General features: G+C 41.4%; 12 protein-coding genes. 5 read left to right on the top strand and 7 right to left on the bottom strand.

Annotated elements, in window-relative coordinates; all coding sequences use genetic code 11:
- Positions 1-37: 37 nt before the first annotated feature.
- From EO98_RS11940 to EO98_RS17940, 5 genes are all read left to right on the top strand, one after another.
- The gene (locus EO98_RS11940; RefSeq protein WP_048137365.1) at positions 38-712 is read left to right on the top strand and encodes a phosphoribosyltransferase; all 675 of its coding nucleotides are present in this window, start codon (positions 38-40) and stop codon (positions 710-712) included.
- Positions 713-1,757: 1,045 nt separating this feature from the next.
- Complete coding sequence (locus EO98_RS11930) at positions 1,758-2,213, top strand: hypothetical protein (protein WP_048137361.1); 456 nt, start codon at positions 1,758-1,760, stop codon at positions 2,211-2,213.
- A gap of 41 nt (positions 2,214-2,254) precedes the next feature.
- A complete protein-coding gene (locus EO98_RS11925; protein WP_048137358.1) occupies positions 2,255-2,713 on the top strand; it encodes a hypothetical protein in 459 nt (152 codons plus the stop codon).
- A gap of 185 nt (positions 2,714-2,898) precedes the next feature.
- Positions 2,899-3,108 carry a nucleotidyltransferase family protein gene (locus tag EO98_RS11920; RefSeq protein ID WP_082098592.1) on the top strand — a complete coding sequence of 70 codons (210 nt, stop codon included), beginning with the start codon at positions 2,899-2,901 and terminating at the stop codon, positions 3,106-3,108.
- Between the two features lie 20 nt (positions 3,109-3,128).
- Positions 3,129-3,314 (top strand): DUF86 domain-containing protein, encoded by a 186-nt coding sequence (locus EO98_RS17940; RefSeq protein ID WP_327037285.1) that lies wholly within the window; start codon positions 3,129-3,131, stop codon positions 3,312-3,314.
- A 12-nt stretch (positions 3,315-3,326) separates the two neighbouring features.
- On the opposite strand, the gene EO98_RS11910 is transcribed toward EO98_RS17940, so the two are convergent.
- The 7 genes from EO98_RS11910 to EO98_RS11880 form a co-directional block, all read right to left on the bottom strand.
- Complete coding sequence (locus EO98_RS11910) at positions 3,327-4,046, bottom strand: hypothetical protein (RefSeq protein WP_156161125.1); 720 nt, start codon at positions 4,044-4,046, stop codon at positions 3,327-3,329.
- A 483-nt stretch (positions 4,047-4,529) separates the two neighbouring features.
- On the bottom strand, positions 4,530-5,288 hold the full coding sequence (locus EO98_RS11905; protein ID WP_048137354.1) for a hypothetical protein: 759 nt from the start codon (positions 5,286-5,288) through the stop codon (positions 4,530-4,532).
- A 391-nt stretch (positions 5,289-5,679) separates the two neighbouring features.
- Complete coding sequence (locus tag EO98_RS11900; RefSeq protein ID WP_048137352.1) at positions 5,680-5,871, bottom strand: hypothetical protein; 192 nt, start codon at positions 5,869-5,871, stop codon at positions 5,680-5,682.
- An 86-nt stretch (positions 5,872-5,957) separates the two neighbouring features.
- Positions 5,958-6,563, bottom strand: coding sequence for a hypothetical protein (locus EO98_RS11895; RefSeq protein ID WP_235284789.1), 606 nt, complete (start codon positions 6,561-6,563; stop codon positions 5,958-5,960).
- Between the two features lie 281 nt (positions 6,564-6,844).
- Positions 6,845-7,063: a hypothetical protein gene (locus EO98_RS18905; protein WP_048137348.1), complete on the bottom strand. Its 219-nt coding sequence runs from the start codon at positions 7,061-7,063 to the stop codon at positions 6,845-6,847.
- A 1,143-nt stretch (positions 7,064-8,206) separates the two neighbouring features.
- On the bottom strand, positions 8,207-9,643 hold the full coding sequence (locus EO98_RS11885) for an NAD(P)/FAD-dependent oxidoreductase (protein WP_048140561.1): 1,437 nt from the start codon (positions 9,641-9,643) through the stop codon (positions 8,207-8,209).
- An 872-nt stretch (positions 9,644-10,515) separates the two neighbouring features.
- Positions 10,516-13,254, bottom strand: coding sequence for a DEAD/DEAH box helicase (locus tag EO98_RS11880; protein WP_048140557.1), 2,739 nt, complete (start codon positions 13,252-13,254; stop codon positions 10,516-10,518).
- Positions 13,255-13,530 lie beyond the last annotated feature (276 nt).

Here is a 13,530-nt window from a genome sequence, read left to right as displayed (position 1 = left end):
AAACTCAGGAAGTTAAGGGGGAAGCTGAGGAGGAAGTATGTTCAAAAACCGTAAAGATGCAGGAGAGAAACTGGCTCAAGCTCTTGAAAGGTACAGGCCTGAAAACCCTCTGATCCTTGCTATTCCGCGCGGGGGAGTGGAAGTGGGACTGCAGGTTTCAAGGAAGCTGGGAGCTGATTTCTCCCTTATTATTGTAAGGAAACTGCCTTTTCCTGACAACCCTGAAGCCGGATTCGGGGCAATAGCCGAGAACGGGAGTACCTTTATTATAAAAAATGCCGGCTACTGGTTCGCCAGGGAAACTATTGAAAAGATCAAACAGGAACAGATTGCTGAGGTCGAAAGGCGCGTAAATGCTTTCAGAGGAGGAAATCCCCTACCTAAACTTTCAAGAAGAACAATAATCCTTGTCGATGACGGGATTGCTATGGGTTCTACCATGCGGGTAGCCATTAAACTCTGCAGAGCCCGGAAGGCAGGAAAAATTGTAGTTGCTGTGCCTGTGGCCGGAAGAGAGGCAGCAGACGCGATAGCAAAAGAAGCCGACGAACTCGTAGTACTCGATATACCTGTCTATTTCAGGGCTGTTGCCCAGGTTTATGAAAACTGGTATGATGTCTCGGATGAAGAAGTGCTTGACCTGCTCAGGCAAAGGATAAGTGAAAAAGGGATAAAAGATCATGAGTTTGACCAATCTGAACTGGTAACCTGAAAGAAATCCATGATCAAATATCTCTATTAAACAGATCCCGGAAAAATGAAGCTTCAAAATTAAATTCCTTTGCACTCAATGTTCCTGTTGTCCTTCCCGAGTTCCGCTTCGGGAGCACGGTGTCCTTTTCGCTGCGCTCAAGAGGACTAAGCTACAAAATTACAGGCTGTATTTCTCTAATTGCGCCTCGGGACCTCAGGAAATCGGAGATTTTCTAGGAGTTGTGATGTAATCGCAACAGTACGCCGCCCTTTTCGCTTTGCTCAAGGGGGCTAATTTATAGTTTCTCGCAGTGAGCTTTGTTCAAGAGGACTTTGAACAACTCTGGTTCTATTTTTAGTTTAATTCGTTTGCCTGCAAATCACATACAGTTGCCTTGATGGTACTTCACGAATAAACGACTAATCTTTAACTATATATATCATTAAATCTACTAAAATACTGGGCATCTGGAAAGGTCATTAAAGACTTGTTTTTAACTCTTTTTAATAACCCCCCATACCCCCCAACTCCCCAATATCCAGATGCCCAATCCCCATATTACAGATGTTTTTTCAATTCTCTTTTCCATCTTTGTTTCGCTTCCTGCTTTTCGCCACCCGAATTGCGCTTTGGGATCACAGTAAATCGAAGATTTTCTGGGAGTTGCGATGTAATCGCAACAGTACGCGGTCCTTTTCGCTGCGTTCAAGAGGACTAACTTTTGGCGAAGATTCATAACTTTTTTTACTTTTCTGTAGTAACTCTCTCTAGATAAGTGATCTTTTCTGAACTGAAGCAACATCACTAGCATTTTTAACGAATCTTGTACGCGCGCAGTGCGGCTTTTCCTTAGTATCAAATAAGTAAATAAAATTTCAAAGTGATCTTGTGCAGGTTTTCAGATAATAAATTAAATTCGCTGAATTCAGCGTGCTCAATTTCTTGCTTCTTGCTTCTGTTTTTTGAAAGAACCCTAAATTGCGCTTGGTGGGAATATTTATGTTCCTTGATGATGTATAGAAAAATAAGCTCAGGTGTAATATGCGAGTAAGGAGGCTATTTGTTGGGGGACAAATTTGCACCTTCAAAGGGGAACAGTGGATCTGAAAAAACTCGAGAAAATGCCTGCAATAATCCTTATGTTGAGAATATGTCTGTTACAGGGGCTATCTCAGAATCTTTCATTTTGAAGTTCGGAGAATACCGTGTTTACATTATAAGTATGGTTTTCTTGATAGCAGGTGCTATTATACTCATTTACGGTTTGATTAAAGAGGGCTCTCAAGTATTCCTTCTGGGTTCTCTCTTTCTGATTCTTGGTTGCTGGTTTTTTATTTTGAGGGAATATTATCTCTCCAGAAAATGTAAAAGATGCGGAAAAGAATTTGCTTATGTGAAGACTCGGGATACAGAAATTGCGACTGAGGTACATAGTGTAGATAGTTATGATTATTTCAAATGCAAGTACTGTGGACAGGAGTGTGTGGAAAAAAAGGATGTAACTCCAGGACTTCAGTGATGAGATATATTTGCGGTTGAAATTAGTGAAATGGAGAGCATATGTTTGGAGAAAAATCTGCTTCTTCGAAGGTTGATAACGCTAAAGAGGCATTATCGGACTGTCACAAGCCATATATTGAAAGCCCATCCTTTGAAGCAAAAACCTCTTCATATCTGATTTTTAGATATGGGGAACCAAATCTTCTTTTTTTCTGCATAGTATCTGCTGGAGTGGGCATTGCATTATTTATTATCGGCAGCGAGCTACAATCAAGAATAACCTTCTTTCTGGGTATCCCTTTCCTTTTACTTGCAGCTATTTTCTATCAAGCAAGAGATTACTACCTCTCAAGGATATGTAAAAAATGCGGGAGAGAATTTGCTTATGTGCAAACCCGAAAACCAGTGGTATATGATGACTGGTCACAAACAATAAAAATTACCAGCTATTACAGGTGCAGGTATTGTGGGCATAAATATATGGAAACAAAGAGCGCAATATCCGCATATGTTCCCTGAAGGGGTTCGGTTTATTGATCATGCTTTTTGGATTTTTTTTTCGGAAAGGCCCAGGCTCGCATCCGGTCAATATTTCCGTAGATGCTTTTTTAATAATGCAAATTGGAGAAAATGACAAATAGATACGTACATATATTCTCGTTAGTGAGAAATTAAGTGTTAAAATAAAATTTCTGTGGAAATAAGTGGAGACCTTCGGAAACAATGCCTTCTCAGAGCTAAAAGACGCAGAGTATTTTATCAAAATATTAAGGCAACATCTACCCGAATTAAGAGAGAAATATAGTGTAAGCTATCTTGGGATTTTTGGGTCTTATATCCGTGGAGAACAAACTGAGGATAGTGACCTTGACATTCTGGTTCAATTCGAGAAGAAGCCTGGGCTATTGAAATAATAGGCGAAGCAACAAAAAATTTGCTAGAATCCTTGAAGAAGGAGCATTCTGAAGTTCCGTGGAGAAAAATGACTGGAGCCCGTGATAAAATGATTCACGGTTATTTCGGGGTTGACCTTGAAGTCGTCTGGAGCACAATAAAAGATGACATCCCTTCCGTAAAACCATTAATAGAGAAACTTCTCGGTGAAATCGAAAATTGTTAATCCAATTTTTATTCAGCTTGTAGCGATGTAATCGTACTTTATGCTGATTTCCATATACCCACAACTTGTACATTTATAGTGTTTGATTGTTCTAAAAGCGTTATAATACTCCTGATGCACATCAGGGTACCTGTATTCTGCTAAAGCAAGCTTTCTTCCGCATCCTTTACAGGTTTTTCTATTTTTATTAACCTTTTTTGATTTGGATTTAGAATTTTTGTAGTCGATTTCTGTCTTGATATCTTTATTATTGCAGTACCTGCATTTCATGTACCTTGTTATTGTTTTTTCAAATTTGTCGTAAGTACTTACCATTTTGATAAGAGGTTTTTTAATTTCCTCGTAAGCAAAATCTCTACCACATTTCTTACATTTGGAAATGTTATAGTAATTCTCGATTTCAGACATATATGAAGAAATGACAAAAAATGTCAAGCTTGCAAAGAAAAGCATGGTCGGTGAAAGCGAGCTATTTTTTTCTAAAATCATTTCTAAAATTAACAGGAAGAACAGTAAAATGGATGAATACATAGTCAATATTTTTATGAGTTTTGTCATCCCTAAACCAAATCGGTTGACAAGATAAGGAGCTAGTTTATCAGGAAAACTATTAAAATCGCCTTCCAAGCTTATTGTCAATCTATCTGTTTCTCTGTCCAGTTCGTAACAAACATCATCTATGCATTTTTTGTTTACGCCTACTGGAAATTCTACATATTTATGGATGCTCAAAATATCAGTGACCAGTTTCCAATTATCTAGCCTTTTTTCCCTGATTATATTTATGTATATCTCAGAATAAGATAATCCTTTTGTTAAGTAATAATTATTACCTCCAAATCTATATAGCTAAATACTGGTGTGTATTCAAAGAAATTAATGTTAAAACTAGTGGCAAATATATTTTTTCTGGTTGTAGCGAATAATTACATAAAATAAATCTAGAATGCCACAACAAATAAAAAAGTAAGTACGGGATTCTATGTGCTGAAAATCCTTCTTCTTTTATGTTTTTTTCAGACTGGCCCGAGCTGGCACCCTGTGAAAGACATATGAATATGGTTTTCCGGAAAGATTTCCAGAACTATATTTTATATTTCTGCAGTGTCCTCATAAACTAACCCTTGAAAACTATCCCCATTAGTGTTTCACATCTACCCTGCTTTTTTAACTTTAGGAAGAAACAACTGCGGAGTTATTATTAAATTCTTTACTTCATTGGATATTTATTTCCTCTATAATCCCCTTCTCTATTGTAATTTCCTGAAAGCCACAATTTGAACATTTATAGTGCCTGACTGTTGTTTCTACATTGTCTACTTTTTTCACATCTGGGTCCCTATATTCCGACATTGCAAACTCTTTCTCGCATATTCTACAGGTATCTTCCTTCTGTTTACTTTTTTTACCTTTGTGGTTATTATAATCGAGTTCTTCTGTCCTGTAATCTTCAGTTCCACAGAACTTACATTTCCAGTACTTTGTCCTCGCTATCTTATATTTGTCGAGAGTGCTTACTTCCGTAATAAGAGGATCTTTAAATTCTTCAAGTGCAAAATCTCGATTACATTTTTTGCATCTTGAACTTTTGTGATAAGCTGCTGCATCTGTATATTGACGTGAAAGGCTGCCAAAGTAAATAATCGCCCCAACTGCTGCCAGAACAAAACACCAGAATGCATTCTCTAAAAATTCGAAGAGGTCCAGGAGGGCATAAACCAGAATCAGTATGAAAAATGTAGTCACGAATAAATACGCGAAAAGTATTCCAAAACGTCTTGCTTTTTCTTCCCCCCACTTTTCAATCAATTGAGGCGCTTTGTCTTTCCAATAAAATGACCTAATTTCTCCTTTTGAGGTAATTGTTAACGTCTCAGTGTAGGTGTTCAGTTCATAGCAAGAGTTCTCTAAACATCTTTTGTGTTTCCCTTGTGGGAATCCCAGACGCTTGATATTATTTCCCAATGTGCTCATGACCTGTTTACTATTACACTAACCCTTTTCTGGATTATATCTAATTCCATACTGGGATAAGATAAGCCTGTTGTTAAAAAATATTTATTAATAAATAATCTATATAACTAAATATTAGTATATGTCCAAAAGAATTGATTTAGAAGAGCTATAAATTAAATCTGCTCTCTATTGTTGCTCGTGAATAAGGCATTAATCAATTTCAGAATACTATGATAAGTAAAAAATGTAAATATGGAATTACCAGTGAATTAGATATCCGTAGAATTCTATGTGCTAAAAATCTGTCTTCTTTTGTGCTTTTTCGGATTGCCCGAGCTGCGCTCGGTGAAAAGACAGGGTCGAGATAGTGAATATGGTTTTTCGGGGGAGATTTTTCATAACTTCTTTTTTATATTTCTACAACAGCTCCCTCTAACAAACCCCGAACAACCGTTCCCATAAGTTTCCCGCTATCTCCCCGCGTCTTTCTCAGTTTTAATTCGAGTTCATCACACAAACCCATGAGCTGCTCGACTTTCTCAACGATGTGCTTTTGTTCATTGAGGAGATGGAGAACCCCTACTGTAAAAATAGTTCCCACGCATTGCGATTACATTTGGAGTCTCACAAAAAATTAAAGTTTTTAAAAAGGGTTTCTTGATTCATTTTTAAGCCTATTATTGGTTTTTAGACGACTGAGAAGAATTTGACTGCAAAGTCGCAGAACTGGATGATTACGTCCTTGTCAAGTTCGAATTCTTTTCTGTTGCCAAGGTAGTTTTTGGAAGTTGGGGTTACTGCCTCTCCGGTTCTAAGTTCTTCGTAGGTTATGCATTTGATGTGTTTCTTTGAGACGACGACGAAGTAGCAGTTTTCATAGGGGTAGTCTTTGTCCAGGTCTTCAGAGGTGAATACTTCATCTTTTCGGAATTTGACTTCTATGAAGAAGACTTCCCCATTTTTGTTGTTCTGGATTACAAAGTCGGGCATCCTGCGGATGTTTGTGGCAACGTCACTTCGGACGCCCCTGAGAAGTTTCATGATTCCGGGAACGGTGTTTTCCATGCCGTATCTGAAGACTGAATAATTGAGGGAGAGGAATAATTCTTCGATAAGAGTTTCAGCAATTCTTCCTTTGATCATATTTTCCACAAAATTGCTATCCCTTTTGGAAAAATTGACTGATTGATCAGGATTTGATGAGTATGGCGGAGCTTTGGAAGTTTCCGAAGGTTGATGATTGGTAACTTCTTTCTGATGCTGCCTGCATAGAGCTTGCTCGTATCTGTCCATTGAATAATTGAATTCTGCATCCGTTATATCTGATTTGCAAACCGAACAAAAATATCCCATATCTAAACCTCACTCTATTATAAAGTTTAATTATAGATAAAAGCATTTATAAGTTCTTCCTGAAGTCATGTCCCGTTATCTGATATTTCGTCGAGCAGGGCTTTGTATTCAGCAAGAAGTTCTTCAGGGTCACCGTGATCGTTTTCCATTGTGTTGGGGTTTTTAATGTTGAGGTTGTAGTTGCTGGTGATTATATCTTCGACTTTGATTTTTCAGGCTTGTTAGGTTTCTGTTTGGTTGGCACAACAGGCTTTTTCGGGAGCGAATTCTTTTATGTGCATGGTTTGGTTTTGGAATAGACTTGCAATGATCCTGCCGTTTGTAAGTTTCACCTCTTCCCGGATTTGGCGGTCTACCCAGTTAGCCTGTTTGATCGCAGGTGTGATAAATTTCGAGCAGATATCCCGTTCACTCATCTTTTTTTTATCGGCTTCTTCCATTTACAGTCATCCTGCAGAATTCACAATCACATTAAACGGTAAGTAATTTTCAGTGTAGTTCACTACTTTAACTATTAAATCTCTTGTGTTTTTTCAATTCTTGCAGGCATGACGACTTTTCAGCACCCTTTTACCTTTTTTTGTGACTTTTAAATTAGATTATACTAACGATTAACATTAAACTATCAAACTAACAGTTATCCGGGTTCTCTAATGATTATATTCCTGCGTCGCGATTATACATTAAAAATAATATATACTCCAGATGCATAGTATGAATTGCGTTCTCATCAATTGAACACCCCACTAGCAAACAAACACCTACTCCAAAAAGATTTACCCCACACTAAAATTAAAAAACGAAAAACTCTCACCCCACAAGTCAAATACCTCAACCCTCTTCCCAAACAAAAGTTAAAAAGTTAAATCTTTTTACTCCTTTCGGAATTTCCCAGGTTTTTGAGATGGGAACGCAACCTCTTTTAAAGCAAAATAATAACAAAACAAAAACTAATAAAACAAAAACTAATAAAACAAAAACTAAAATATTTTTTTAGTCATTTTTCAATCTTATCACGTTAGAAGGTAAGTAATTTTCAGTGCCGTTCCTACTTTTACTATTAAATTTCGTGTATTTTTGAAATTCTTGCAGGTATGATCACTGTTGATCAATTTTTTAATTTTTAGATATTGTTATTTTAGAGTCTGTTATATTACTGACCTAACATTAGATTATTTGCCCCTGAATTATTCTAATTCACTAATGATTACATTACTGCGTCGCGATTATACATTAAAAATAATATATACCCCAGATGCATAGTATGAATTGCGTTCTCATCAATTGAACACCCCACTAGCAAACAAACACCTACTCCAAAAAGATTTACCCCACACTAAAATTAAAAAACGAAAAACTCTCACCCCCCAAGTCAAATACCTCAACACTCTTCCCAAACAAAAAGTTAAAAAGTTAAATCTTTTAACTCCTTTCGGAATTTCCAGGTTTTTGAGATGGGAACGCAACCTCTTTTAAAGCAAAATTATAACAAAACAAAAACTAAAATATTTTCTTAGTCATTTTTCAATCCTTAGAATCTACAATTTGTTTTTGTGTCTTCTGTTACCTTTTTTGATTTTCTGTTACCTTTTTTGATCTTCCTTTACCTTTTTTATAATCCCTTCTGCAGCCATGATTCCGGTTGCAGCGGCATTGACTATGTCCCTTGAGAGCCCTGCTCCGTCTCCTGCTGCAAAGAGGTTTATGATACTGGTTTCCATCTGGCGGTCGACTTTCAGATGCATGGCGTAGAACTTGACTTCAGGGGCGTAAAGCAGGGTTGAGTCCGAGGCAACGCCGGGAATGATCTCGTTTAAAGTCTCAAGGCCTTCGATTATGTCCATGACTATCCTGTGCGGGAGAGCCATTGAGATATCGCCGGGTGTGACATCTTTTAATGTGTTTATAACCAGGTTTTTGGCAAGGCGCTCTTTTGTAGAACGGCGTCCGCGCCTGAGGTCGCCCATGCGCTGGAGGACAGGTTTTCCTCCGCCGATCGTTGTTGCGAGTTTTGCGATTGAACGGGCGTATTTGGTTGTGTTTTCCATGGGCTCGGTCAGTTCGATATGGACGAGGAAAGCGAAATTGGTGTTTTCGGATTCCGTGTTTGCCATCGAATGGCCGTTGGTTGCAATAAAGTCTTCATATTCTTCCTTTACGACAAAACCGCGCATGTTGGTGCAGAAAGTCCTGACAAAGTCATCATAGCGGCGGCTCTGTATATGGAACTTGGGATCCCGGTTGATTTTCGTTACAGGGTCCATAATAATTGCAGGGACTTCCACCCTGACTCCTATGTCAATCCCTCCGTAACGGGCTTCAAGATCATGTTTTTCAATCATTTCCGAGACCCAGTTGCAGCCCCTTCTTCCAGGCGACAGGAGCACGTAACGCGCACGGACAACTCTTCCGCCTGAGAGTATAACTCCTTTGCACGTTCCGCCTTCAACAAGCAGGTCCTGGACTTCGGTCTCAATCAGGAAATCCACACCTTTATCAACAAGGTCCTGTTTGAAGCATCCTATGACTACAGGAGCATTGTCCGAACCTATATGCCGCTGCTTTATCTCTATAAACCGGGCTCCGACCGAGGCAGCCCTGCGTTTTAACTCCTCTATTTCCGGGCCTTCGGTAAGGAGGGCACCCTGAGGCGCTCCGAATTTAAGGAAAACTTTATCAACCCTTTCCACCAGTTTCCAGGCCTCTGTCTGGTCTCCGGTCAGGGCTGCAAGGTCTCCTCCTATGTCAGGCCGCAGGTTCAGGGTCCCGTCAGAAAACGTCCCGCAGCCCCCAACCCCGCACATGATCTCACATGGAGTGCAGTGCATGCAGTAGCTCTGGGTTTTCATGGGGCACAGGCGTTTATCAATGTCCCTGCCCATATCAATAACAAGAATTTTCAGCTTCCCGGCTGCAAGCTCGTAAGCTGCAAACATCCCCGCTGGCCCTGCCCCTATGATTATGACATCATATGCAGAGTCTATCTTTTCTTTTTCTACAGCCTGGTTTTCGTCACCCATGGGTAACTCCCCTGGAGTTTTGAACGTTAAGCACCGGAATAACCTGTGAATTTCTTTAAGATTTTGAATATAAATTTCTTTACGAAATTCTGTAAATTCCCCACCGTTTTTAGCATATTATTATATTTCCTGTTTATATTTACACCCACCTCCATGCTACACCTGCCTCCGATGAATATAGTCTCGAGATTCTTCGGCAAAAAGCCGTATCATGCCGTATTCGGGATGTAGAAGTTGTGCCCGTGAGTACCCGCAGGTTACTTTCTTCAAGCATTCCACAGGATTCAGGACAGTATCTACGCTGAGACCCTTCCATTGACAGGCTTTATGTTCATATTTCAGTTACCAGTGGTTACCAGTGTACTGATCAATCACTGGAAATTGACGAACGAAAGTGCAAGCATAAAGGCCATAAATAGGCAGGTAAACACCATCAGAAAAAACAACTTTTGCAAATAATCCTCCTCCTTTTCCCACTATTTTAATATTCTTTCCCACTACCTAACTATATGTAACTCTCAATATAAAAAACTTTCAGCCATCCACTAAAATATATGTAAAAAGTATATGCTTGTCCCAAAGTCTCTTTGAAATATCTTCTATCGCCCGAGTTGCGCTACCCGAGTCGCACCTCGGGATCTCAGGAAATCGGAGATTTTCTGAATAGTATATACGGTTAATCAGGGCCCACCGGAACTGTAATAAACATGCAATTAAAAATAATCCGAATGGAGATTTTAAGTTATCAGCTAACAGTCCGGGATGTTAGTTCAGGTCATTAATATTGATAAGAGGCAGAGGGTTGATGAAATCTTATTTGAAATTTGGCCTGAAATGAGGAAGGTCAAAGAGTCTGAAAATTATTCCTTTCCTCAGTTCATTCTTCTAATAACCAGTTTCCTCACAGCCTTTTTCTGTTCTTCCGTATCAGATGCGCCATTTTCTGTGCTTTTGAAAAGCTCGGTCCAGACCTTGAAGTGGTAGTCGCTGCCTGCCCCAAGGTCCCTGACCCGGATATCAATGGGCTTTTCTCTCGTAGCTTCCTTTTGCCCTGCGAGTTTGTGGTGAAAGGTTTTTGCTGCAGCCTTTTCCGGGGAAGGAGCCGAGATGACTCCAAGCATTCCCCCATTTTCGTCCGTGGCAATGAAGGTCTTTTCCTTTTTCTCCTGTCCTTCCTGCGGATCCTGTTTTATGGTCTCCCGCCTGAGCTGCCTCCTGACCCTGTCAAGGGCATCCCCTGAGTCCTTTTTTTCCGGGATCTGCCTCAGGGCTATGGCTTCAGAGAGGTGCCTTTCTTTTTTCTCAGGGGGGATGTAGGGGGCTTTTCCCAGGAGTTCGTGCAGAAGCATGACTGCAGCGTGCTTGTCAAGGGGTTCGTTGTTGTTTCCGCACTTGGGGGACTGGATACAGCCAGGGCAGCCGCTTTCGCAGGGGCAGCTTTCAATGGCTTTTAAGGTGCCGTCGAGGACCTCTTCAATCAGGTCATAGCCTTTTTCAGCGTACCCGACTCCTCCCCTGTGCCCGTCGTAGATGAAGATCCCGCTTTTGCCTCCGAGGTCGGGATGGGAAGGAGTTGAAACCCCTCCCACATCGCTCCTGTCCACAAGCAGGTGCAGAGGGTACATGGAAATCATCGCATGCTCAACAGCATGGATCCCGCCTGCAAAATCGAGCTTGTGCTCTTCGATCAGCTCCTGCAGCCTGTTTGGGAGTTTAAGCCAGAGAGCAACTGTCTGAAGGGTTATCGGAGGCATCTCAAGGTCATGGGCACTCATGGTCTCGTCGCTGTGGGTCCGGATTTTCCTGTACCCTATGATCGTGTCCGTTACCTCCACGTCTCCAAGCCCCACCTCCACCTCGGGAGCGTGCCGGAGAGGTTTTACCGCATATGTCTCCCGCACCAAGACCGAGGAATCTATCATGGGTTTTGTGTAGTAGTTGTCGTGCGTCTTTACGGCATGGATTTCCTTTTTCTCGTGGTCGACCCTGTTTATGTAGAAAGGTTCTCCCCTGTGTATGTAGACCGCACCCGGATGGCACTCCCGGAAAGCCAGGGTCTCCTCTATGTCCTTTTCAATAGGAAAGCTCTTTTCCCCTTCAAAAGCAAGAAGAGAGTAAGTATTATTATCTATCCCTCTCAGGGAGACTTGTTTGTAAGGGAAAGGGTCAGTGGAATACTTCAGGTCACTGCCTGCAAGCAGCCCTTCGGCTTCCAGAAGCTCAACAACTCTTGGATACCCTTTCCCAAAGTACTTTTCATCGGATACCCTGAGAGGAATTTCTTTTGCTGCGCAGAGCAGGTGCCCTGCAAGGATATAGGGGTTTTTAGGGTTAAGTACTGCATTTTCGCTGCTTCTTGCAAAAAAGTCGTCCGGGTTTCTCATATAATACTGGTCAAGGGCATTTGTGCCGGCTACCATAAGGACAAGGCTTTCGTTTCCGCTCCTGCCTGCCCTGCCTGCCTGCTGCCTTGCGCTCATAACCGTGCCTGGATAGCCGTCAAGAATGCAGGCATCAAGCCCTCCTATATCTATCCCGAGTTCAAGGGCATTTGTGGAAATGACGCCCCTGAGTTCTCCCGAATTCATTTTCTTTTCGATCTCTTCCCTCTCCCTGTCAAAATAGCCGCTCCTGTAAGAACAGACAGCGGAAGCGAGGCCGCGTTCCCTCAAAAGTTCCCTGCAGCTCTTATACATGCGCTCCACTCCCTGCCTTGACCGCGTAAATGCAAGGGTCTGGAGCCCCGCCTGGACTGCCCGCGTAAAAAGGGTTGAGGTTTCGGAAAAACTGCTTTTTCTGACTGTACTCCCCCTTCCATTCAGGTAAAGAGGGGGGTTCCAGAACACAAATTTCTGGGGGCCGTGTGAAGAGCCGTTATTCTCAACTACTTCTGCTTCCCTTCCCAGCAGGGTTTCGGTATGCTCTTTCGGGTTGCCTATAGTTGCCGAACAGCAGATAAACTGCGGGGAAGCTCCATAGTGTTCGGCAGTCCGGAGAAGCCTTCGGAGCACGTTTGCCATATTACTTCCTATAACTCCCCTGTAGTAATGGCTCTCGTCAACAACAATGAATTTGAGGTTTGAAAAAAAGCGTCTCCAGAGATGGTGCCAGGCAAGGAAGCTCATGTGTACCATTTCAGGGTTTGTGAAAACAATATTAGTCTGCCCTTCCCTGATTTCTCTCTTCTGGGCTGCAGTCAGGGCGCCAGTATAACGGGCTATGCCTGCTCCGGAATTCAGTGCCCCTTCAAATTCAAGGAAGGCTTTTAACTGGTCGTTTACAAGGGCATTGAGGGGAGATATATAAAGGGCAGTAGCCTCAGGGTCTTTCATGACAGTTTCAAAAATAGGGATCATGTAAGTAAGGGACTTTCCGCTTGCCGTGCTTGTGCAGAGCACTATGTCTTTTCCTTCCCGGATCTTTTCGATCGCTTCAGCCTGATGGGAGTATAAAGATTCGATTCCAATGCCTGAAAGGGCAGTTTTTACCTGCTCCTTCAGCTCAAGAGGTGAATAAAGGGCGTCCCTTGCAGGTTTTTCTTCAATATGAACTATCTGGTTTTCATATCGGCTGGAAGCTTTTATTTCATTCAGCAGGCGGGAAATCTCCATTTTTCGGCTCCACTTTTTATTTTTCCAATTTTTATTATACCTTATACTCTGTTAATCCACTACGGAGGGTTGATATTTTGAGATCTAATTTTCCCAGTGCGGATGAAGATTACGCTTTAATTTGATCGAAGCCCAACGGCCCAGGCGGGGGAGCGGCGCGGGACAAAAGATATGAAAGATGCCGTTCCAGCTTGCCCTTGGATAATATTAACCTATTGACTGCATACCACCTGCACTTTTAAGATTCTTCGTTTCTCTTCTTAATTCAAATTTTTG

This window comes from Methanosarcina sp. 2.H.T.1A.6, from assembly GCF_000979455.1.
GTDB lineage: Archaea > Halobacteriota > Methanosarcinia > Methanosarcinales > Methanosarcinaceae > Methanosarcina.
This window is presented reverse-complemented; position numbering and strand designations above follow the sequence as displayed.